The 21,747-nt window shown below is 66.3% G+C and carries 17 protein-coding genes; 5 read left to right on the top strand and 12 right to left on the bottom strand.

What is annotated here, in order from left to right; genetic code table 11:
* Positions 1–83: 83 nt before the first annotated feature.
* The 5 genes from ROR02_RS08075 to ROR02_RS08055 form a co-directional block, all read right to left on the bottom strand.
* Positions 84–1,241, bottom strand: coding sequence for a succinylglutamate desuccinylase/aspartoacylase domain-containing protein (locus tag ROR02_RS08075; RefSeq protein WP_147163513.1), 1,158 nt, complete (start codon positions 1,239–1,241; stop codon positions 84–86).
* Between the two features lie 30 nt (positions 1,242–1,271).
* A complete protein-coding gene (locus tag ROR02_RS08070) occupies positions 1,272–1,481 on the bottom strand; it encodes a DUF3126 family protein (RefSeq protein WP_147163512.1) in 210 nt (69 codons plus the stop codon).
* Positions 1,482–1,513: 32 nt separating this feature from the next.
* A complete protein-coding gene (locus ROR02_RS08065) occupies positions 1,514–3,700 on the bottom strand; it encodes a YgiQ family radical SAM protein (RefSeq protein WP_147163511.1) in 2,187 nt (728 codons plus the stop codon).
* Positions 3,701–3,931: 231 nt separating this feature from the next.
* Positions 3,932–4,567: a DUF29 domain-containing protein gene (locus ROR02_RS08060; protein ID WP_307725144.1), complete on the bottom strand. Its 636-nt coding sequence runs from the start codon at positions 4,565–4,567 to the stop codon at positions 3,932–3,934.
* Complete coding sequence (locus ROR02_RS08055; protein WP_246135463.1) at positions 4,539–5,015, bottom strand: DUF29 domain-containing protein; 477 nt, start codon at positions 5,013–5,015, stop codon at positions 4,539–4,541. Before ROR02_RS08055 ends, ROR02_RS08060 begins: the two co-directional genes overlap by 29 nt.
* 232 nt (positions 5,016–5,247) lie before the next feature.
* On the opposite strand from ROR02_RS08055, the gene ROR02_RS08050 reads away from it, so the two are divergent.
* From ROR02_RS08050 to ROR02_RS08040, 3 genes are all read left to right on the top strand, one after another.
* Positions 5,248–5,808: a queuosine precursor transporter gene (locus ROR02_RS08050; RefSeq protein ID WP_147163510.1), complete on the top strand. Its 561-nt coding sequence runs from the start codon at positions 5,248–5,250 to the stop codon at positions 5,806–5,808.
* 63 nt (positions 5,809–5,871) lie between these two features.
* Positions 5,872–7,005, top strand: coding sequence for an NAD(P)/FAD-dependent oxidoreductase (locus ROR02_RS08045; RefSeq protein WP_147163509.1), 1,134 nt, complete (start codon positions 5,872–5,874; stop codon positions 7,003–7,005).
* The gene (locus ROR02_RS08040) at positions 6,996–8,132 is read left to right on the top strand and encodes an alpha-1,4-polygalactosaminidase (RefSeq protein WP_147163508.1); all 1,137 of its coding nucleotides are present in this window, start codon (positions 6,996–6,998) and stop codon (positions 8,130–8,132) included. The genes ROR02_RS08045 and ROR02_RS08040 overlap by 10 nt, the downstream gene beginning before the upstream one ends.
* A 58-nt stretch (positions 8,133–8,190) precedes the next feature.
* Here the strand turns inward: ROR02_RS08040 and flhA are convergent, their stop codons facing one another.
* The 7 genes from flhA to fliF all read right to left on the bottom strand — a co-directional run bounded on the left by flhA (position 8,191) and on the right by fliF (position 16,829).
* The gene (gene flhA / locus ROR02_RS08035; protein ID WP_170245020.1) at positions 8,191–10,341 is read right to left on the bottom strand and encodes a flagellar biosynthesis protein FlhA; all 2,151 of its coding nucleotides are present in this window, start codon (positions 10,339–10,341) and stop codon (positions 8,191–8,193) included.
* Between the two features lie 78 nt (positions 10,342–10,419).
* On the bottom strand, positions 10,420–11,814 hold the full coding sequence (gene flbD, locus ROR02_RS08030; RefSeq protein ID WP_147163506.1) for a sigma-54-dependent transcriptional regulator FlbD: 1,395 nt from the start codon (positions 11,812–11,814) through the stop codon (positions 10,420–10,422).
* A gap of 66 nt (positions 11,815–11,880) precedes the next feature.
* Entirely contained in the window at positions 11,881–12,699 is an 819-nt protein-coding gene (locus ROR02_RS08025) for a motility protein A (protein WP_147163505.1), read from the bottom strand.
* Between the two features lie 246 nt (positions 12,700–12,945).
* Positions 12,946–13,299, bottom strand: coding sequence for a flagellar motor switch protein FliN (fliN, locus tag ROR02_RS08020; protein ID WP_147163504.1), 354 nt, complete (start codon positions 13,297–13,299; stop codon positions 12,946–12,948).
* 41 nt (positions 13,300–13,340) lie between these two features.
* Positions 13,341–14,099: a FliH/SctL family protein gene (locus ROR02_RS08015; RefSeq protein ID WP_147163503.1), complete on the bottom strand. Its 759-nt coding sequence runs from the start codon at positions 14,097–14,099 to the stop codon at positions 13,341–13,343.
* Between the two features lie 15 nt (positions 14,100–14,114).
* The gene (fliG, locus tag ROR02_RS08010) at positions 14,115–15,134 is read right to left on the bottom strand and encodes a flagellar motor switch protein FliG (RefSeq protein ID WP_147163502.1); all 1,020 of its coding nucleotides are present in this window, start codon (positions 15,132–15,134) and stop codon (positions 14,115–14,117) included.
* A 33-nt stretch (positions 15,135–15,167) separates the two neighbouring features.
* Positions 15,168–16,829: a flagellar basal-body MS-ring/collar protein FliF gene (gene fliF / locus ROR02_RS08005; RefSeq protein WP_174823020.1), complete on the bottom strand. Its 1,662-nt coding sequence runs from the start codon at positions 16,827–16,829 to the stop codon at positions 15,168–15,170.
* Positions 16,830–17,473: 644 nt separating this feature from the next.
* On the opposite strand from fliF, the gene ROR02_RS08000 reads away from it, so the two are divergent.
* Both ROR02_RS08000 and ROR02_RS07995 read left to right on the top strand, forming a co-directional pair.
* Positions 17,474–18,439 (top strand): efflux RND transporter periplasmic adaptor subunit, encoded by a 966-nt coding sequence (locus tag ROR02_RS08000; protein WP_246135462.1) that lies wholly within the window; start codon positions 17,474–17,476, stop codon positions 18,437–18,439.
* The gene (locus ROR02_RS07995) at positions 18,436–21,717 is read left to right on the top strand and encodes an efflux RND transporter permease subunit (RefSeq protein WP_147163499.1); all 3,282 of its coding nucleotides are present in this window, start codon (positions 18,436–18,438) and stop codon (positions 21,715–21,717) included. Before ROR02_RS08000 ends, ROR02_RS07995 begins: the two co-directional genes overlap by 4 nt.
* Positions 21,718–21,747 lie beyond the last annotated feature (30 nt).

Raw genomic sequence — 21,747 nt, 5'->3', positions numbered from 1 at the left:
TTGAGAGCCCCCCCTTCCGAGGGCATCCAGGGCTTCACCCGATTGCCCCCACCCTGCCCGCCTCTCACTCCGAAAGCACGGAGTCACGCCGTGAGCAGGGATCCGGTCCGGTGCGCCAGCGGCGCGGGCCCCGCCACCTTGGCGACCACGTCTCCCGGCGCCACCAGCCGGCGGGACAGCCGGGCGAACAACACCCCGCCCGCGCGCGAAACCAGGGGGGCGCGCCGATGGGGGCCCCGGTCCAGGGGATCGAGAATCTCGGCCACCACCTGCCCCACCTCGATGCGATCGCCCGGCGCGGCGCGGAAAATCACCACCCCGGCCACCGGGGCGGTGATCATGTCCACCCCGGTCAGGGGACACACCAGGGGAAACGGCCCCGGGGGATCAGGATGGACGGTCTCTTCGTTTGGGGCATCGCCCCGCACCACGCCTTGATCGCGCAGCACCCCGAACAGGGCATCGGCATCGGCGGCGGCCAGATCGTCGGTGATATCGGCGCTTCCGCGCAGTTCCACGGTCAGGGACAGGCAGCCCACCGGCACGCACTCCCCCCAGGCGTCGCGCAACGCGATCCAGGGTTGGGCCAGGCTTTCGTCAAACGGCCGCTCCCCCGAGCTGTCGGCCAGCAGGGCCACCACCGCGCCCAGGCGGGCCGCCACCCGGGCGACCTCGGGGGCGTGAGTGGCGGCGCCATACACATGAAGCACGGCTTCGCTGTCGCAATGGAGATCAAGGGCCACGTCGGCGTCAAAGGCCAGGCCGAACAGATGCCAGCGCAAGGCGGCCGATTCGTCGGCGGTCGCGGGCCGGGCCGCCTCCCACGCCGCGCCCACCGCCGCGCGCACCCGTTCGCGGATCCGGTCGGGCGTCCCCGTCAGGTCTTCCTTGAGCAAGGCGGCAATGGAGCCTGTTAAATCAAGGTGATGGCGGTTGAAATTACACCCGGTGTCGAGATGGAAGCGGCCGATCAGGTGGTCATGCACGCGCTGGCCCAACCCGATGGGGTTGGCCAGCGGCACCATGACCACCTCGCCCGCCAGATGTCCCGCCGCCTCGGCCACGTCCAGACGCTGGGCCAGGTGCTCCAGCACCAGAAGCCCCGGGCCCTCGTCGGCGTGCAGGCCGGCCTGCAGGTAGATCCGTGGTCGCCCGCCCGGCACGCCCCAGCGGTGCACAACCAGGGTGCGCCGGGTTCCAGGACTGGCGCAAGGCAGCGGCACAAGGGTCGTGGCGACCATGGAAAGATCCTTTGCAACGGCGAAAAAGCGTTACAAATCCAGGTCGAGGATAACCATGTTGAAGTCGTAGGACACCTCACCCTCGTCCTCGTCCCGGTTGAGGGTTCCGATGAACTCGTCGTTGATGGCAACCTCGCACGAGCCCTTCCCCTTGCCAGGCGGCGGGCTGACGGTGATGGTATCGTTGCCGAAGGTGCGGCGCAAATACGCTTCGACCTTGCGGATTTCGGCGGGAGTCATGAATCAGGCGTCCTTGTTTTCTCAAGATCAGGTCAGGACGGGAGCCTAGGGGGGCGACGCCCCGACGACAACCCCTTGCGATCACCCGCCGCCTTGCGCCCGGACGAAGGCGGACGCGCCGAGGCGGCGTTCGCGCTCTCCGGCTTCTTGCGCGCGGCGCCGCCGCTCCCCGGGCGGGGGGGCCTGGCGGGGCTGGCGGAACCACGCTCCGGCGCCCGCGAGACGGCGGCCGCCTTGCCTCCGGTGCCCTCGGCCGGGCGCGGGCCACGGGAAAAACCGGGCCGCGCCGCCGGCACCAGGTTCTGACGCCCCGGGCCGATCAGATCCACCCGCCCCATGGCGCGCAGGGCCTCGCGCAGCAAGGGCCAGTTCTCGGGATCGTGCCAGCGCAAGAAGGCCTTGTGCAGCCGGCGCTGGCGCAGGCCCTTGGCCGTCGCCACGCGCTCGATCGCGCCCAGGGCCACCGGCGCCAGGGGATTGCCGCCGGCGTGATACATGGCCGTGGCCGGGGTCATCGGCGTGGGCAGGAAGGTCTGCACCTGATCCAGGCGGAAATTATTGCGCTTCAGCCAGAGGGCAAGGTTGAGCATGTCCTGGTCGGTGGTGCCGGGATGGGCGGCGATGAAATAGGGAATGAGGTATTGTTCCTTGCCGGCTTCCTTCGAGAAACGCTCGAACATCGCCTTGAAGCGTTCGAAGGCGGCAAGGCCGGGTTTCATCATCAGGCGCAAGGGGCCGGGCTCGGTGTGCTCGGGGGCGATCTTCAGGTAGCCGCCCACATGATGGGTGACCAGCTCGCGCATGTATGCGGGCGAGTGCAAGGCCAGATCGTGGCGCAGGCCCGACGAGATCACGATCTTGCGAATTCCGGGCAGGGCGCGGGCCTTGCGATACAAATTCACAAGGGGCCCCTGATCGGTCACCAGGTTGCGGCAAACATCGGGATGCAGGCACGACCAGCGCCGGCAGACCGCCTGAATCGCCGGATCCCGGCACGACAGGTGCCACATGTTGGCCGACGGCCCGCCCAGGTCGGAAATCACCCCGGTGAAGCCCTCGACATGGTCGCGCACCGCCTCGACCTCGCGCAGGATGCTTTCCTCGGACCGGCTTTGGATGATTTTTCCCTCGTGGCCGGTGATGGCACAAAACGAACAGCCGCCAAAGCACCCGCGCACGATGGTGACCGAATGGCGGATCATCTCCCACGCCGGAATCCGGGCCCCGCCATAGGCCGGATGGGGGGCGCGCTGATAGGGCAGCTCGAAGACCCGGTCCAGGTCGGCGGTGGACAGCGGCACGGGGGGCGGTGTCACCATCAGATCGCGCTCGCCGTGGCGCTGGACCAGGGCCCGGGCGCAGCCGGGATTGCTTTCCTGATGCAACAGGCGGCTTGCGTACAGGTATTGATCCGGGTCGGCGCGCACGGCCTCGAACGCGGGCAGGCGCACCACCGCCGTCTCGCCCGGGCGGCCACGCAGCACCGGCGCGGTCGTGGCAAGCTGGCTGGCGTCCAGCAGGCTGAGCCGTCCCGGCGTGTCCTCCAAAGGCTCGGACAAGGCCAGCACGGCGCCGCGCAGATCGCCCATGGCACGCACGGACTCGCCCCGGGCCAGGCGGTGGGTCAGCGCGACAACCGCCCGTTCCGCGTTGCCGTACAACAAGATATCGGCCTTGCTGTCGAGCAGGACCGACCGGCGCACGGTATCCGACCAATAGTCGTAGTGGGCAAAGCGGCGCAAGGAGGCCTCGATGCCACCCAGGACCACGGGCACGTCGCGGTAGGCCTCGCGGCAGCGCTGGGCATACACGATCGCCGCCCGATCGGGCCGACGCCCGGCCTCGCCGCCGGGGGTGTAGGCATCATCGCGGCGGATCTTGCGATCGGCCGTGTAGCGGTTGACCATGGAATCCATGTTGCCCGCCGTGATGCCGAAATACAGGGTTGGCCGGCCGAGGGCGCGAAAGGACTCGACGCTGGTCCAATCGGGCTGACTGAGGATCCCCACCCGGAAACCCTGCGCTTCCAGCAACCGGCCGATCACCGCCATGCCAAAACTGGGGTGATCGACATAGGCATCCCCGGTAACCAGGATCACGTCGCAGGCGTCCCATCCCAGATCGTCCATGTCGCGGCGCGACATCGGCAGGAAGGGGGCCGGCCCCAGGCGGATCGCCCAGTGCGGACGGTGGGCGAACAGGGAACGGGGGGATTCCATCGCGGAGGCTCCTAAAAAAAACAACTGTCGGGGCCTTGCCCCGTTCCCCGCCCGGACGCTTGCGTTGAGGGGAATAAACCTAAACCCGGAGGCGTTCGCCGCTGGCGGCGAGCGCTCACCCCTTGAAGCAAGGGTGTGCGTGCAGGGCCTGCTTCCAACGGCCGGAGCGAACCCCGAAAAGGACAAACCGCCTTTCGGATCAGCCGGGCAGCGGCCTGTCCCGCCGTGCCGTCAAGGCTGATCCGGCCAGAACGCCCCGTCCATGATCTGGTCGAAGGACCAGGGGCATTCGGCCGGAAAAATCGCTTCCGCAAAGCCGGTTTCAGCACTGGCTTCGATCCTGGCGTTCTCGTAGGCGTAGCTGGTGGCGTCTGGAATCTTGGGTTTCAAGCTGGGATTGCGGTCAATGTGTCGGGCAAGATCACGACGCTGAACACGGATGGTCGCTTCCCAGGATCCTCCGCGATGGGTGGGTTGAAAGCGCCACTTCAAGAGATGGAGAAGCAGAACCGTCAAGCGGCTTTCCAGTTCACGCTGTTCGGTCCTTCCCATGCTTTCGATTTCCTCGGCGATGTTTTCAATATCGGCCAGGGAAAGCTTGCCGGCACGCAACAAAGCCGCCTGCTCATTTGCCCAGGCGTAAAAATCGGTTTCGTAAAGGGTTCCGCTCATGGGCACCACTCCCTCGGTCAAAACCGCTGTCGTCCGTCGTGCCTTCATCAGGCCAGCCACAGAGATATCCTCGACATCCTCGTCCACCTCGGGTCGCCAGAGTAAGACCCGAAAAGGCACAACCACGTTGGCAATCAGCCGGGCAGCGGTCTGCCCCGCCGTGCCGTCAGGGCTGATCCGGCCAGAACGCGCCATCCATGATCTGGTCGAAGGACCAGGGGCATTCGGCCGGAAAGGTCTCCTCGCTCATGCCGGTTTCCGCGGCGGCTTTCACGCGCGCCTTGGTATAAGCACGGGCCATGATTTCGGGGATTTGAGCCCGAAGGCTAGGATTGTCTTGAAGGTGATCGGTGATATCGATCCTCTGAATGCGAATGGTCGTTCTCCAGGAAGCTCCCTGGAGCAGGGGCTGGGATTTCCACTTGAGCAAATGGAGCATGAGGACGGTTAACCTGTTTACAAATTCCCTCTTCTCGCTCTTGCCCATGCTCTCGATTTCCTCGGCGATGTTTTCAATATCGGCCAGGGACAACTTGCCGGAGCGCAACAAAGCCGCCTGTTCGTTGGCCCAGGCGTAGAAGTCGGTTTCGTAAAGGGTTCCGCTCATGGGCACCACTCCCTCGGTCAAGCCGCTGTCGTCCATCGCGCCTTCGTCCGTTCGCCGCGTCCGGCGATCAGGCCCGCCCACGGCCCTTGATGGGCTCGCGCGATGCACCAGAGGGGGTTCAAGAGTACCCTGTCCTAGCACGGAAAGGACCGCCCGTCATCCCGCGAAGGCCGGGCGTGGCCTTGCGTCCGAGGACCAACCGGGGTACGAGAAAGCCTCCCCCATCGACCATCGACCCGAAATCCTTTCCGGAACAGGACGCCCTGCCATGCCCTCCTCAAGATCCCTGCTTGTAACCGGTGCCCTTCCGGTGGCGGCCATGGCCGTGGTGGTGGTGTCGTCGAATTATCTGGTCCAGTTCGCGATCAATGACTGGCTGACCTGGGGCGCCTTCACCTATCCGGCCGCCTTCCTGGTCACCGATCTGACCAACCGCCTCGTCGGCCCGGGCCGGGCCCGCCTGGTGGCGGGGGTGGGCTTCGCGCTGGCCGTGATCCTCAGCTTGTGGCTGGCCGATCCCCGGATCGCCCTGGCCTCGGGCGCCGCCTTCCTGACCTCGCAGCTTTCCGACATCCACGTTTTCAACCGCCTGCGCGGGCGGGTGTGGTGGATGCCGCCCCTGGTGTCGTCGTTCATTGCCTCGGTGCTTGATACCACCGTGTTCTTCTCGCTGGCCTTCGCCGGCACCGGCCTGCCCTGGTTCACATGGGGGCTGGGCGACCTGGCGGTGAAGCTCGCGTTTGCCCTGGGGCTGGTGGCGCCGTTCCGCGCGGTCCTCTTGCTGGTGGAAAACCGCCGCGCCGCCGGGCTGACGGCTCAGCCCCATTGATCTGAACGGAACGGTCGTGGGCCCTCGCCCCCTTCCGGCCTTGAAACGGATGGAGATCCTCCCATGACGGAACGGGTCGACTGCGTGGTGGTGGGGGCGGGCGTGGTCGGGCTGGCCCTGGCGCGCGCCCTGGCCCGCAAGGGCCGCGAGGTGATGCTTCTGGAGGCCGCCGAAACCTTCGGCACCCAGACCTCCTCTCGCAACAGCGAGGTGATCCATGCCGGCGTTTATTATGCCCCGGGCAGCCTGAAGGCCCGGCTGTGCGTGGCCGGACGCAAGGCCTTGTATGCCTTTTGCGCGGACCACGGGGTCACCCATCTTGCCTGCGAAAAGCTGATCGTGGCCTCGATCGAGGGCGGCGAGGCCGAACGGACCCGTCTTGGCCAGGTGCAAGAACGGGCCAAAGCCGCCGGAGTGGATCTGCGCTGGCTGTCGGCGCGCGACGCCACGGCCCTGGAGCCGGCCTTGCGCTGCGCCGCCGCCTTGCACTCGCCCGAAACCGGCATTGTCGATACCCACGCCTTGATGCTGGCGCTGCTGGGCGAGGCCGAGGCCCACGGCGCCTTGTTCGTCCCCCACGCGCCGGTCCTGGGCGGACGGGCCGACCCCGCCGGGGGCGTGGCGTTGGCGGTGGGCGGGGCCGATCCGATGACCCTTTCCGCCCGCCTGGTGATCAACGCCGCCGGCCACGGCGCCCTGCCCTTGTCGCGGGCCATGGCCGGGGTGCGTCCCGACCCCCTGCCGGCGCAACATTTCTGCAAGGGCAGCTACTTCAGCCTCTCGGGCCGGGCGCCGTTCTCGCGCCTGATTTATCCTACCCCGGGCGAGGACTCCCTGGGGCTGCACTACACGCGCGACCTGGGCGGACGCGGCCGCTTTGGCCCCGATGCCGAATGGATCACCCCGGCCGGGCCCGACGCCTTGGACTACCGGGTGGATCCTGGCCGGGTGCTTCCCTTTGTCGATGCCATCCGCCGCTACTGGCCCGATCTTGATCCCGGCCGGCTTCAGCCCGACTACGCGGGCGTGCGTCCCAAGATCCAGGCCCCGGGGGAGCCGGCCCACGATTTCGTGGTCCACGGCCCGGCCGACACCGGGATCCCTGGATACATGGCGCTTTATGGTATTGAATCCCCCGGTCTGACGTCGTGTCTGGCCTTGGCCGACCTGGTCGTGGAGAATGCCCCATGCCCGTGATGCCCCGTCGCTCCCGTGCCCTTCTGGCCCGTGCCCTTCTGGCCCCCCTGGCCGTGCTGCTGGCCGGGCTGGTTCCCCCCTCCTCCCCCGCCCGGGCCCAGGATTCGCATCGGATTCCCGTCATTATCGACGGCCGCGACATCTCGGAATGGGTGTACAAGGATCCGCCTCTCGACGTGGCCCCCACCAGGATCCCCGACCTGCGCGAGCCGGTGCGCGAAATCCTCAACACCCTGGCCGAGTACGCCCACAAGCGCGATCCCGAGTTCAAGATCCTGGTGCGGGGCGGCGAAATGCTGGCCACCCAAACCGCCCGCGACCAGGCGGTGGCCGAGATCACGGCTCCGCCGGGCGCCCCGGCGACCTTGATTGAACAACTGCCGCTGGGCGCCCCACACCGGCGCTTCGTGCGCAACATCGCCGGCGTGGTGATGGACCAGCGCTATTGCCCCCCCATCACGAACACCTTGGAATCGGCGGGCCTGGGCCGTCTCCAGGCCCTTGATCTGAAGGTCTTCACCCTGGAGCGGTGCCCCGACGACAAGACGGCCGCCGATGCCGTGTTGCACGCCGGCACCGAGGGCGTGCTGGCCGCGACCACCACCGACGCCTTGCACCCCTTCGGCAGGGTTTCCCTGGCCCGCCCCGTGGGCGAAACCCTGGACAGCGTGCGAACCTTTTCCAAGGTCAGGACCCTTCTCGTCGCCCTGGATCCCCACGGCTACGAGCGCATGAACGACTGGCTCAAGGCCCTGGCCTTGACCAACCACGACCTGCTGATCGTCGATCCGTTCTTCAACGGCAACGAGGCCCTGACCAAGGAGCAGGTGGACCACCTGAAGCTCAAGGCCCTGGGAGGCCGGCGATTCGTGATCGCGCGCCTCACCTTGGGGCTGGCCCAGGATACCCTGCCCTACTGGAAGCCTGAATGGCGGGTGGGCAACCCGGCCTGGATCACCGGCTATTTCCCGGGTATTTCCGGCACCTACTGGGTGGACATGACCAATCCGGAATGGCTGGCCCTGATGGGCAAGGGCTTCGCCAGCCTGATGGATCTGGGCTTCGACGGAATCATGTTCGATGGCGTGACCACGTTCCTGCGCGCCGAGGCGCTGATGCCGATCTGATCCCGGCCCCCCCGGGAAACAGCGGCCTGGGCAGGGCGCCCGTGCCCAGGCCTTCCGGTTAAATCTGCCCCAGGGTCTTGATGCGGGCCTTGGGGTGGATTTCGTTCTGGCTCATGACCACGGTCATCGGCCGGAAGCGTTCCACGATCGAACGCACGTAGGGGCGGATCATGGGGCTGGTCAGCAGCACCGGGGCATCGCCCTTCATCGCGAAACGCTCGAAGGTCTGACGCACCGCGACAATGAACTCCTGCAAGCGGCTGGGCGGCATGGAAAGCTGGCGCTCGTCGCCTTGGCCCAGCAGGGATTCGGCGAAGGTGGCTTCCCACTGCGGCGACAAGGTCACCAGCAGCACGATTCCTTCCTCGTTGACGTTGGCGTCCGACAGCTGGCGGGCCAGGCGGGTGCGCACATGCTCGGTAATCATGGTGATGTTGCGCGTCGCCCCGCACGCCTCGGCGATGCCTTCCAGGATGGTGGGCAGGTCGCGGATCGATACCCGTTCCGACAGCAGGCTTTGCAGCACCCGCTGCACCCCCGACAGCGTGATCTGGGACGGGATCAGATCGGCCACCAGCTTTTGCTGCTCCTTGTCCAGGTCGTTCATCAGCTTCTGGGTTTCGGCATACGACAGCAGCTCGGCCATGTGGTCCTTGACCATCTCGGTCAGGTGGGTGGTGATGACCGTGGGCGGATCAACCACCGTGTAGCCCCGGAACATGGCCTCTTCCCGGTTGGACAGGTCCACCCACACCGCCGGCAGGCCGAAGGTGGGCTCGTGGGTCTTCTCGCCGGGCAAGGTGATTTCCTGGCCGCGCGGGTCCATGACCAGCAGCATGTTGGGCCGCAGGTCCCCCGTGCCCGCCTCCACTTCCTTGATGTAAATGCGGTAGGTGTTGGCTGAAAGCTGCATGTTGTCCTGGATGCGCACCGGGGGCATGACAAAGCCCATGTCGGTGGCCAGGGCCCGGCGCAACGCCTTGATCTGGTCGGTCAGGCGCTGGTTGTGGGCGCTGTTGATCAGGGACAAAAGGCCATAGCCCAACTCCAGGCGAACCAGATCGATCTTGAGCGCGGTCGAGATGGGCTCCTCGGCCGGGGGCGCCGCCGCCGCCGCGGCGGCCGTCTCCTCCTCGGCTTTTTGCAATCTAAGCTGATTATTGCGCCTTGATAGCCACCAGGCAGTCGTTCCCGTGAGCCCCGCCAGCACCATGAACGGCAAGAAGGGCGTGCCCGGAACAATGCCCAGAATCGCGGCCAGGAACGCGCTCAGGCCAAGGGCCTTGGGGTAGGCGGTGAACTGGTCGATCAGCGCCGATTCCGCCGAAACGGTCAGTCCGCCCTTCGAAACCATCACGCCGGCCGCGACCGAGATGATCAGGGCCGGAATCTGGCTGACCAGACCATCGCCCACGGTCAGCACGGTGTAGGTTTCGGCCGCTTCCTGGAACGACAGGCTGTTTTGCGCCATGCCGACAATCATGCCGCCCACGATGTTAATCACCGTGATGATGATGCCGGCGATCGCGTCGCCCCGCACGAACTTCGAGGCACCATCCATGGCGCCGAAGAAGTCGGCTTCCTTTTGCATGTCCTCGCGGCGCTGCCGGGCTTCGTTCTCGTCGATCAGGCCCGACGACAGGTCGGCATCGATGGCCATCTGCTTGCCGGGCATCGCGTCCAGGGTGAAGCGGGCCGTGACTTCGGCGATACGGGTCGCGCCCTTGGTGATGACCATGAAATTGACCAGCACCAGGATGGCGAACACAATCACGCCGATAACAAAGTTCCCCCCCATGATGAAGCCGCCAAAAGCCTGGATGACGTGGCCGGCGGCGGCGGTGCCCTCATGGCCCTGGGCCAGGATCAGGCGGGTGGAGGCCAGGTTAAGCGCGAGGCGAAACAGGGTCGAGATCAGCAACACCATGGGGAAGGTGTTGAACTCCAATGATTTTCGAATGAAAATCACCGTCATCAAAATCAGCACGGCCAAGGTCAGCGACATCGCCAGGAAGATGTCGAGCAGCCAGGGCGGCATGGGTAGAATCAAGACAACCAGGATCAGAACCAGGCCCAGCGGCAAGGCCACCTCGCCACTGGTCAGAACCTGGATCAAACGCCGCCCAACGGCGCCGATGTCGGCTCCGCCGCCGCCCTCGGGGCCAGCGTTGGGGCCGGCGATCCGCTTGGCGTTCGTCTCCTCGGCCATGGGTGTCATGCTCCGCCGGTTGGGGGGGCTTCACCGTGCTGGTTCGTGGCCCCGGGTGTGCGTTCACAAGGGATCGGCTCAGGAAGCCCCGGCCTCCCCGGCGCCCGGGGGCGGCACGGCCATGCCCTCCTCGGCATATTGCTTGAGTTTGTTGCGCAAGGTCCGGATCGAAATGCCCAGGATGGTCGCGGCATGGGTCCGGTTGCCCAGGGTATGGCGCAAGGTGTCCAAGATGAGATCGCGTTCCACTTCGGAAACCGTGCGTCCGACCAGGGGCCCGACCAGGGGATTGCCCGCCGACGCCGCGCCCGGGGACGGTGTCCCGGCCGGTTCGCTGGCCACGGAGGTGGCGCCGGGGGGGGCCACGGACGGATTTCTCCCGGTCAGAAGAATGGCATCGGCGCCAATTTCGGGGCCGCTGGCCAGCAGCACGGCCCGGTGCAGCGTGTTTTCCAGCTCGCGCACGTTGCCGCGCCAGGAATGGGTGCGCAAAAGAGCGCGGGCCGTCCCGGCCAGGGGCCGACGGGGCATGCCATTGGCCTCGGCGAACTTGCGCGCGAAATGGTCGGCCAGGAGGTCGATATCCTCCGGGCGCTGGCGCAGGGGCGGCAGGGCCAGGGTGATGACGTTCAAGCGGAAATACAGATCCTCGCGGAAGGCGCCCTGGCGCACCATGGCGTCCATGTCGCGGTTGGACGTGGCCAGGATGCGCACGTCGACCTTGACCGGCTGGCGGCCGCCCAACCGATCGATCTCGCGTTCTTGCAGCACCCGCAGCAGCTTGGCTTGCAAGCGCACGTCCATCTCGCTGATTTCATCAAGCAGCAAGGTGCCCCCGTTCGCTTCCTCGAAGCGACCGACCCGCCGCGCCACCGCGCCGGTGAAGGCGCCTTTTTCGTGGCCGAACAGTTCGGATTCCAGCAAGCCCTCGGGAATGGCGGCGCAGTTGACGGCGATGAACCGCCCCCCCGCCCGCCGGCTCTTGCGGTGGATGTGACGCGCGATCACCTCCTTGCCGGTGCCGGACTCGCCCGTGATCAGCACGCTGGCGTCGGAGGGCGCCACCTGCTCGGCCAGGCGCACCACGGCGGCCATGGCCGGATCTTGAAAGACCAGGGTGTGATGCTCCTCGGCCACCGCCTCCAGGACGGCGGCGATCAGATCGGGGTCGGGCGGCAGGGGAATGTACTCGCGCGCCCCCGCCTTGATGGCCCGCACCGCCGCCGGCGTGTCGTTGCCCAGGCCATAGGCGACCACCGGCGTGGAAAGACGCTCGGCCGTCATGTCGGCAATCAGGCGCCCCACGTCCAGGCGCACGTCGATCATGACCAGATCGGCCCCCGCGCCCTCGCGCAGGTGGGCGAGCGCCCGGTCTATGCTTCCCACCTGGGAAACCCGGGCCCCGCGTTCAACGGCCATGCGGCTGGCCTCGCCGACCTGTCCCTCCAGGGAACCGACGATCAGCAAGCGCATGGGGCACATCCTCCGGGTTGGGGTCGTGGTCGTGGCATCGTCAGGGGGGGCGCCACGGTGGGCGCGTCAGCCGTAATAGTCAACGCGCTGGGCCGGAGGCAAGGCGCTGTTGAGCAGCATTTCCAGGCGACGGGGGTTTTCCTTGCGCGCCACCGACAACACCCCCACCAGATAAATCCGCCGCACCAGGGTATCGTCGGCGCCGTTGCGCTCCAGCTTGCCGGCCAGCGGCAGGAAGACCACGTTGCCCAGGATGGCGCCGTAAAAAGTGGTCAGCAGGGCCACGGCCATGCCCGGACCGATCGCCCCCGGATCATCCAGGTGGCCCAGCATCTGAACCAAACCGATCAAGGTTCCGATCAGCCCCATGGCGGGCGCGACCTCGGCCGCGCGGCGCAACACCGACGTGGCCCGGGCCAGGCGCTGCTGGGTGGCATGAATGTCCTGGGCCAGGATGGCCTCGACATCGGGTTCGGGCAGACCATCGACAACCAGCGCCAGCCCCTTGTGCAAGAAGGGGTCGTCGCGCAGGCCTTCCAGGATTTGCCCCTGGAAGCGCAGCACCCCGTGCTTGCGGGCGAAATCGGCCAGGGACAAAACCTTGAGGGCCGCGGAGCGTGGCGCCCGCCCGCCCTGGAACAAGGTCCCCGCCAGCATCACCCCCGTGACGCCGACATCCTTCATGGTGAACGAGGCCAAGGTGACGGCCAGCGTGCCCAGGACAACGATCAGAATCGAGGGGACATCGAAAAAAGCCCCGGGCGATCCGCCCAGGACCAGCGCGATCAAAATCAGGACCAAGGCGCCGCCGATGCCCAGGACCGTCGCCAGATCGGGCAGGGCCCGCGTGGGCGGGGGGGCATCGGAGTCGGGATAATCGGCCATTGAGCGGACGCCTCTTGCCGTCTTTAGAGTGAGATCCGAAAAGTGGAAACCGCTTTTCGGACAAATCGAACGCAAAAACTTTAGAGTGAGATCCGAAAAGTGGAAACCGCTTTTCGGATAAATCGAACGCGAAAACTTTAGAGTGAGATCCGAAAAACGGGAACTGCTTTTCGGATAAATAGAACGCAAAAACAGACACTTGGAACACCGTGCCCGGATCCGGTTTAACGCACGACGCGATCCGGATCAGTTGCGTTCGGACTTGATGATTTCGGTCATGGTCACCCCCAGGCGATCTTCGACCACCACCACCTCGCCACGCGCGACCAGACGGTTGTTGACATAAATGTCGATGGCCTCGCCCACCTTGCGGTCCAGTTCGACCACGGCGCCCCGGCCTAGTTTCAACAACTGATTGACCTGCATGTGCGCCTTGCCCAGCACCGCCGAGACCTGCACCGGAATATCGTAGACCGCCTCCAGGTCGGCGGCCGAGCGCGGCCGGTCGGGGACATCCGTGGCCTGGAAATCCTCGGTCATTCCGTCCTCGGTCGGGGCGTTGGGGTTGAGATCGGTCAGGTTGAATTCCTCGTCGGCCATGGCAGCCTCCTGATGGGACATCGATGAAGAGGGCGCCGCGATCAGGCGCCGGAGTCGGACCGGGGGTCATCCTCCGCCGGCGGCGGTTCGGACGAGGAGGGATCGGGGGCCTCGCTTTCGGTGCGCTCCATGCCCACATGACGGGCGACGATCGCTTCGATCTCCGACCACTGACGGGCACTGTCGCGCTCGATGCCCCCTTCCCCCCATTCAACGCGGCAGTCGGGCCGCCCCAGGCGCGGATCGGACGTGACCGTCAACCGCCCCTCGTACCCACAGTCCTTCACCAGCGGGCCGACGCGCGCGCGCACCAGCTCGGCGACGTCGGGATGCACCCGCACCACCAGGCGGGGCTCGTCGAGCACCTGCGGCAAGGTATCGGCCAGCAGGGCCGCGACCTCGTCCACCACCACGGTGTCGGCCCCCACCGGCAGGACCTTGCGACAGATGCAGTACGCAAGGCGGGCGGCGTCGCGGGCCATGTTTTCCATGGCCTCGGCATGCTGGTTCATCACGTCTTGCAGCCCCTGGGCAACCTCGCCCAGGGCCAGGGCGGCCATGCGCTCGTTGGCCGCGCTGGCATCCTCCAGGGCGGCCGTGTGTCCGGCGATGTAGCCTTCCTCCCGGGCCGCGTCAACCTCGGCCGCCGTGAACAGGGGCGGCGGCGGCGGGGGCGGCTCCTCGGGCTCGGGCGGGGGATCGGGCGGCGCCTCGGGCGCGCGCTCCGCCCCCCAGCCCTCGCGCGGGTCGAGGGGACGGTCGAAACGCCGGTCGAACAGGAATTTCGCGATCTCGCCCATGGAAACCCGATCGAATTAGTAAACCAGCTCGTCTTCGTCCTTGCCCTCGGAAATCACGATCTGACCATTGTTGGCCAGTTCCTTGGCAAGGGTGACGATGGAATTCTGCGCTTCGTCCACCTCGCGCAGACGCACCGGGCCCATGGCTTCCATGTCCTCGCGCAGCATCTTGCCGGCGCGTTCCGACATATTGCCGAAGAACATGTCCTTGACGGTGTTCGAGGCGCCCTTGAGGGCCAGGCCCAGCTTGTCCTTTTCCACGTGGCGCAGCAGGGTCTGCACCCCTTGGGAATCCAGGCGGTTGAGGTCCTCGAAGGTGAACATCAGCTTCTTGATCTTCTCGGCGGATTCGCGGCTGCGCTCCTCCAGCGAGGTCAGGAAGCGGCTTTCGGTGTTGCGGTCGAGGTTGTTGAAAATCTCGGCCATCATCTCGTGGGCGTCGCGCTTGGCGGTGCGGGCCAGGTTCGACATGAACTCGGTGCGCAGGGTTTTTTCCACGCCTTCCAGCACTTCCTTCTGGATCGCCTCCATGTGCAGCATGCGCATGATGACTTCCATGGCGAAGTTTTCGGGCAGCAGGCACAAGACCCGGCTGGCATGGTCGGGCTTGATCTTGGACAGCACCACGGCCACGGTCTGCGGATACTCGTTTTTCAGGTAATTCGCCAGAACCTGCTCGTTCACATTGCCGAGCTTGTCCCACATGGTGCGGCCGGCCGGGCCCCGGATCTCTTCCATGATCTGGGTAACCCGGTCCTTGGGCAAGGACCGCATCAAAAGCCGTTCGGTGGTGTCAAACGAGCCGACCAGCGAGCCGGTATTGGAAATCGCGTCGGCGAAATCGATGAACAAGCGCTCGACAACCGAGGCACCAATGGTGCCCAGCGTCGCCATGATCTGCGACAGCTCGCGAATTTCCTCGTCGTCCATCATGGCGAACAGCTTGGCCGAATGGTCCTCGCCCAGGGACAGCATCATGATGGCCGCCTTTTGCGGGCCGGTCAGGCTGCGATAATCTTCCTTGATGCGCGACACGATTCGGATCTCCTGTCAGACCGGCAGGCGAGGTCAGGTTTCCTGGTACAACCAGTTGCGAATGATGGACAACGCTTCTTCGGGGTGTTTATCAACGATTTCGCCGATCTTGCGCAAGCTCGACGCCTTGACGCGCCCTTCCACCTTGTCGATGTCGATCAGTTCTTCCGCGTCCTCCAGCTCGTCGGGGGCGCCCAGCATGCTTCCGGGGATGGGCATGCCGCCCGGACCGGTCAACTGCGGGGCCCCTTGCATTTCGGCGGTCAGCAGGCCCACCCCGGCCTGATCGGCCCCGGCGGGCAGGTTCTCGAAGGCACGCTGCACCAGCGGGCGGACCACCAGCAAGATGACCAGAATGGCGACGATGGCCACGCCCAGCCCCTCGGCGATCTTCATGATCTCGGCCTTGGTGAAGCCCATGAAGCTCCATTCGGTGTCGGTGCCCAGCATGTCGCCCATGTCGACGAACTGCATGTTGACCACTTCAAGCTGGTCGCCCCGGGTATCGTCGAACCCCATGGCCGAGCGCACCAGCGCCGTGATCTTTTTCATTTCCTCGTCGCTGCGCGGCGTCCAGCTCGTGGTGCCGTCGGCGGCCTTGTTGGCGACGCCATCGACCATCACCGCCACGGACAGACGATGGATCTTGCCCGCTTCCTTGATCTCGTTGGTGGTCGTGCGGGTGATTTCGTAATTGATGGTCTCTTCGTTGCGCTTCTCGCTGGAACGCGACGTGGGCGCTCCGTTGCCGCTGAACTGCCCGGCGGGCAGGTTCTGCTGAACCGAAACGTTTTCAACCGTGTCGCTGGTGTTGTTTTCCTCGCCGATGGTGGTCGACGACCGCACGACCTGCCCTTCCGGATCATACGATTCGTGATTGGTCACCACGCGGTTGAAGTCCATCTCGGCCACGACCTCGGCCCGCACCTTGCCCACGCCCACGGTGCGTTCCAGGAGCTGCTCGATCGCGCTGGCGAGTCGACGTTCCTCGGCCTTGCGCATTTCGTCTTGGGTCTGGGCCAGCAGGGTTCCTTCGTCGTCCATGCCGCGCGTCAGCAGCGTGCCCCGTTCGTCGATGATCGCCACCTGCGACGCCTTCATCGACGGCACCGAGGCCGCGATCAGGTTCTGGATGGCCAGAACCTGCGCCGGCTGCAACCGGCCGCCGCGCATGTGGACCACCACCGAGGCGCTGGGCTGGATTTCCTCGCGGGTAAAGGGCTCGCGCTTGGGCAGCACCAGATGCACCCGGGCCCCGTCCACCCCCTGAATCGAGCGGATGGTCCGGGCCAGCTCGCCTTCAAGGGCCCGCACCAGGTTGATGTTCTGGGTGAACTGGGTCGATCCCAGGGCGCTCGTGTTGTCGAACAGCTCGTAACCGACCGTGGCCCCCGTGGGCAGGGCCATTTCGGCCATCTGAACCCGCAACTTGAGAACCTGATCGGAAGGAACCAAAACTGATTTTCCCCCGTCAGCCATCTGGTAGGGGATATTCTTGTCTTCCAACTGGGTAATAATCGCCTTGGCATCGCCCGGGGCCAAATCCCCGTACAGGAGATCCATTTGGGTCGAGGTCATCCGCGAGGCGAAATAAATTATAAATCCGATCAGCGCAACGCCCACGCCGGCCAGCGCCGCCAGACGCACCGGTCCAAGACTGCGCAAAGTTTGGACGAAATTGTTCACAGTATTCATCCCTGCCTGGGAGCTCGACCCCGCACCTTGACGAACCTCGAAAGCCAAGGCCCCCTTATCCCGCCAAAGAACAACGCCATGCGCAAGATCTTTCCTTGCGACAGTACGGCGATCGGGGTGAAGAGAGTGTTAACTCGGCCGGTCTCGCCGGACCTCCGGTCTGCGTGCGACCCCAGACAAACGGTTGGCTGGTACCGGCTTGATGATGCAAGCCATCCGTTTGCCCGCTCCAACCCCGGCCTGCCCTTGCGGACACGTCACGCCCTGGCATGAACCATGCAGGTGCGTTGTGCTCCGGCAACGTAAGGTGCGCCGGTGGCCCGCCAGTTTCAAGACCGGAACGGTTTTTCAAACACGATTTCACCGAAGATCTGCATTTGCTAATATACCGGGGCGGCGCTACCCTGCCGGCGGGCGACGCTTGCTCTCTTGCCCGCTTCCCCTTGTACGGGAAAAACAAGCCCCTTATGAACACTGCGTGAGAATATAAGGAGAAGGCGGTGAGGAGACGGTCGTTGACACCCCCCCCCCAACCCCCCTGCCGATGCCCGGGGGTCTCCCCGCGACGGCTTCCCTCCTGGCGAATCCTGGGGATCTTGCCTGGCCTTTGCATCGGGCTTGCCGCCCTCGCGGCAGGGCCCGCCGTGGCCGGCGATCCCCCCCCGTCTTCCGGCCCCGGCGGCGTTTTGACCATTCACGCGGAACCCCGGCCCGACCTCAAGGCGGTGTTTGCCACGGTTGAAAGCGCCGATACCTTGCAAGCGCGCGCGCGCATCGGCGGCACGGTGGGCGCCCTGGCCGTCGACGAGGGCGACCGGGTGAGCGCGGGTCAGAAACTCGCGGTGGTCGCCGACGAGAAGTTAATATTGCAAATGGAGGCCGCCGAGGCGCGGGTCCGCTCCCTGACCGCCGAGCTGGCCCAGGCCACCTTGGACCAGGGCCGGGCCCAGGCCCTGCGCGCCCAGGGCGCCGCCCCCCAGCAACGCCTGGACGAGGCCCGCACCCGCACCCGCATGCTGACCCAAACCCTGGAGGCGGCCGGCAAGGAACGCGACGTGCTGGCCCGCCAGATCGAGGAAGGCGCCGTGCTGGCGCCCGCCGCCGGGCGGGTCCTCGACGTGGCGGTGACCGATGGCGCCGTGGTGCTGCCCGGCGAAACCCTGGCCACCATCGCCAGCGACACCTTCTTGCTGCGCATGCGCCTGCCCGAACGTCACGCCCGCTTCCTGCGCGTGGGTGACACGGTCCAGGTGGGGCCGCGCGGCCTCGACCCCCGGGCCAGCGGCGCCTTTGGCACCGGGCGCGTGGTTCAGGTCTATCCCCGGCTCCACGACGGGCGCGTCATCGCCGACGTGGCCGTTGACAACCTGGGCGACTATTTCGTGGGAGAGCGCGCGTTGGTTTACGTTTCCACCGGCGAGCGCCGGGTGATGCGGGTGCCTGTTTCCTTTCTTCACCATCGCTTCGGACTGACCTACGCCACCTTGGAAAACGGCGCCCAGGTGGTGGTGCAGACCGGCCAGCGTCAAGACGGGATGGTCGAGGTTCTCTCGGGCCTTCAAGATGGCGATCGCGTGATCGCGCCTCCCACCCCGGAGGCCGGATCATGAAGCTGGGCCTTTCGGGCGCGATCACGCGGGCCTTCCTGACCTCGCCGCTCACGCCGCTTTTGCTTCTGGCGGCGCTGGCCGTGGGGTTCCTGGCTCTTCTTAACCTGCCACGCGAGGAAGAGCCGCAGATCTCGGTGCCGATGGTCGACATCCTGGTCAGCGCCAACGGCCTCAAGGCCGTGGACGCCACCGAGCTGGTCACCAAGCCCTTGGAGGACATCGTCAAGGGGATCGACGATGTCGAGCACGTCTATTCCCAGACCGTTGACGATTCGGTCCTCGTCACCGCCCGCTTCGAGGTGGGCACCGACGAGGACGTGGCGATGCTGCGCGTTCATGAAACCATTCGCGCCAACTTCGACCGCCTGCCCTTGGGCATTCCCGAGCCGCTGATCGTCGGGCGCGGCATCAACGACGTGCCGATTGTCGTCCTCACCCTTTCCGGCCGGGGCCCGGCCGCCGACCGCTGGACCCACAACGCCCTCACCGGCGTGGTCGAGGACCTGTTGCCCGAGCTGGTCAAAAGCGACAACGTGGGCCTCACCTTCGTGGTCGGCGCCGATCCCGACCAGATCCGGGTGGAGCCCGACCCCGAACGCCTCTCCGCCCTGGGCGTGACCTTGAACCAGCTGGTCGACAAGGTGGAAGCGGCCAACCGCTCGTTCCTGGTCGGGCATCTGCGCGCGGGCAACACCGACCTGCCGGTGGCCGCCGGCCAGACCCTGGTGGGCGTGCCCGACATCGGGCAGTTGCTGATCACCACCCGCGACGGCCGCCCGGTGTACGTCAAGGACGTGGCCAGCGTGGTGGTGGGCACCACGCCGGCCACGCAACGGGCCTGGACCGCCACCCCCGCCGTCCCCCCCGGGGCGGAAAAGCTGGGGCTGGACGTTCGCCCGGCCGTCTCCATCGCGCTGGCCAAGCGCAAGGGCGCCAATGCCGTGGTGGTCGCCGAGGGCGTCTTGCAACGTCTTGCCTCGCTGCAAGGGCGCCTGATCCCCGCCGGCGTGCATGTGGACATCACCCGTAATTACGGCGAAACCGCCCTCGACAAGGCCAACGAGCTTTTGTTTCACCTGGGCCTCGCCACCTTGTCGATCGTCGCCCTCATCACCTTGACCATTGGCTGGCGCGACGGCCTGGTGGTGGCCCTGGTCATTCCCACCACCATCCTGCTCACCTTGTTCGCCAGCTGGCTGATGGGCTACACCTTGAACCGGGTCAGCCTGTTTGCCCTGATCTTTTCCATTGGCATCCTGGTCGACGACGCCATCGTGGTGGTTGAGAACATCGCTCGGCACTGGGGTCTGCGCGATGGTCGATCCTTGATCGACAAGGCGATCGAGGGCGTGGCCGAGGTCGGCAATCCCACCATCGTCGCCACCTTGACGATTGTCGCCGCCCTGCTGCCGATGATGGCGGTGTCGGGCCTGATGGGCCCCTACATGAGCCCGATTCCCGCCAATGCCTCGGCGGCCATGGTGTTCAGCTTCTTCGTGGCCGTGATCATCACCCCATGGCTGTTGCTGCGCATCGCCGGGCCCAAGGCCGCCCGCGAGGCCGCCCGGGCCGGCGTGGACGCCGCCCCCGCCCACGAGGAGGGCCGTCTGGGCCGCCTCTACCGCTGTCTGGCCCGGCCGGTGCTGGCCACCAAGGCCCGGGCGTGGACGTTCCTGCTTGTCACCGGGGTGGCGACCCTGGTCGTGTGCGTTTTGTTCTACACGCGCGATGTCACGGTCAAGCTGCTGCCCTTCGACAATAAATCCGAGTTTCAGGTGGTCATCGACCTGCCCGAGGGCGCCTCGCTGGAGGCGACCGAGCGCGTGTTGCAAGACGCGGCCCTGCGGCTGGCCGACCTGCCGGAACTGACGACCCTTCAGCTTTACGCGGGCACCGCCGCGCCCTTCAACTTCAATGGCTTGGTCCGCCATTACTATTTGCGCGCAAAGCCGGAGCAAGGCGACATCCAGGTCAATCTGCTGCCCCGTCACGACCGCGAGCGCTCCAGTCATGCCATCGCCCTGGACGCCCGCGAGCGCCTTGCCGACCTGCCGGTGCCGCCGGGCACCAGCGTGAAGGTGGTTGAGGTGCCGCCGGGACCGCCGGTCATTTCCACCTTGCTGGCGGAAGTCTACGGGCCCGACGCCCCCAGCCGTCTTGCCGCCATGGAGCGGGTCAAGGCCGCGTTCCACGCCGTGCCCTTCCTGGTCGATATCGACGACATGGCCGGCCAGCCGGCGCCCCGCCTGCGGATGTCCCTGGATTCCGAGGCGCTGGCCTTCCATGGGGTCGAGGAAGACGCGGTTTATGATACCCTGGCCGCCCTGATCGGGGGGGTGAAGGTGGGCTATTCCCATCGCGGCCACGGGGCGCGACCGGTGGAAATCGTCGTGCGCCTGCCGCCTTCCGACCTCACCCCCGGCGAGCGGCTGATGGCCACGCCCGTGCCCTCGGCCTCCGGCGTGGTGGAGCTGGGCGACGTGGTCAACGCCACCGTGGAGGAGGCCTCGCGGGTCATTTACCGCCGCGACGGCCATTTCGTGGAAATGGTCATGGCGGACCTCGCCGGCGCCTTCGAGGCGCCGTTGTATGGCATGCTCGCGGTCGAGGACGTGCTGGCCAAGTCCGGCGACGGCCAGCCGCCGCTGCGCATCGCCTACCACGGCCAGCCCCCCGACGAATCCGGCCTGACCTTGCTGTGGGATGGGGAATGGGAGATCACCTACGTGACCTTCCGCGACATGGGGGCGGCGTTCGGGGTGGCCTTGCTGGCCATTTACCTGCTGGTCGTCGGGCAGTTCCGCAGCTTCAAGATTCCGCTGCTGATCCTGGTTCCCGTGCCCTTGACCCTGATTGGCATCGTGTTGGGGCACTGGCTGTTTGGCGCCCCGTTCTCGGCCCCGTCGATGATCGGGTTCATCGCCTTGGCCGGGATCATCGTGCGCAATTCAATCTTGCTGGTGGACTTCATCAACCACGCCCGCGCCCACGCCCCCACCTTGCGCGACGCGCTGCTGGAAGCCGGGGCCACGCGGATCCGGCCCATCGTGCTGACCGCGGCGGCGGCCATGATCGGGGGGGCCTTCATCCTCAGCGACCCGATTTTCCAGGGCTTGGCCCTGTCGCTGGTCTTCGGGCTCGCGTCGTCCACCGCGTTGACACTGCTGGTTATTCCGGCGGTCTACGTCGTGCTGCGCGACGACGGCAAGGGGATGTCGCCCGACCCGGGGACGCCTCGCGCTCCGACGGGGATTGCTCCCACGGGCACTTCGGGATAGAAAGCGCCCGCGTCACGTGCCGGCCCCACC

Origin of the sequence: Pararhodospirillum oryzae (assembly GCF_007992075.1) — a bacterium.
GTDB classification, from domain to species: Bacteria; Pseudomonadota; Alphaproteobacteria; order Rhodospirillales; family Rhodospirillaceae; genus Pararhodospirillum; species Pararhodospirillum oryzae.
Note: the sequence above shows the minus strand (reverse complement) of the source record. Positions and strands in the feature narration are given on the sequence as shown.

Bases quoted from the DNA above. Each gene is read 5' to 3' on its own strand.
- ROR02_RS08075 (WP_147163513.1), bottom strand. From the start codon at position 1,241: ATGGTCGCCACGACCCTTGTGCCGCTGCCTTGCGCCAGTCCTGGAACC.
- ROR02_RS08070 (WP_147163512.1), bottom strand. From the start codon at position 1,481: ATGACTCCCGCCGAAATCCGCAAGGTCGAAGCGTATTTGCGCCGCACC.
- ROR02_RS08065 (WP_147163511.1), bottom strand. From the start codon at position 3,700: ATGGAATCCCCCCGTTCCCTGTTCGCCCACCGTCCGCACTGGGCGATC.
- ROR02_RS08060 (WP_307725144.1), bottom strand. From the start codon at position 4,567: ATGGCGCGTTCTGGCCGGATCAGCCCTGACGGCACGGCGGGGCAGACC.
- ROR02_RS08055 (WP_246135463.1), bottom strand. From the start codon at position 5,015: ATGGACGACAGCGGCTTGACCGAGGGAGTGGTGCCCATGAGCGGAACC.
- ROR02_RS08050 (WP_147163510.1), top strand. From the start codon at position 5,248: ATGCCCTCCTCAAGATCCCTGCTTGTAACCGGTGCCCTTCCGGTGGCG.
- ROR02_RS08045 (WP_147163509.1), top strand. From the start codon at position 5,872: ATGACGGAACGGGTCGACTGCGTGGTGGTGGGGGCGGGCGTGGTCGGG.
- ROR02_RS08040 (WP_147163508.1), top strand. From the start codon at position 6,996: ATGCCCGTGATGCCCCGTCGCTCCCGTGCCCTTCTGGCCCGTGCCCTT.
- flhA (WP_170245020.1), bottom strand. From the start codon at position 10,341: ATGGCCGAGGAGACGAACGCCAAGCGGATCGCCGGCCCCAACGCTGGC.
- flbD (WP_147163506.1), bottom strand. From the start codon at position 11,814: ATGCGCTTGCTGATCGTCGGTTCCCTGGAGGGACAGGTCGGCGAGGCC.
- ROR02_RS08025 (WP_147163505.1), bottom strand. From the start codon at position 12,699: ATGGCCGATTATCCCGACTCCGATGCCCCCCCGCCCACGCGGGCCCTG.
- fliN (WP_147163504.1), bottom strand. From the start codon at position 13,299: ATGGCCGACGAGGAATTCAACCTGACCGATCTCAACCCCAACGCCCCG.
- ROR02_RS08015 (WP_147163503.1), bottom strand. From the start codon at position 14,099: ATGGGCGAGATCGCGAAATTCCTGTTCGACCGGCGTTTCGACCGTCCC.
- fliF (WP_174823020.1), bottom strand. From the start codon at position 16,829: ATGAATACTGTGAACAATTTCGTCCAAACTTTGCGCAGTCTTGGACCG.
- ROR02_RS07995 (WP_147163499.1), top strand. From the start codon at position 18,436: ATGAAGCTGGGCCTTTCGGGCGCGATCACGCGGGCCTTCCTGACCTCG.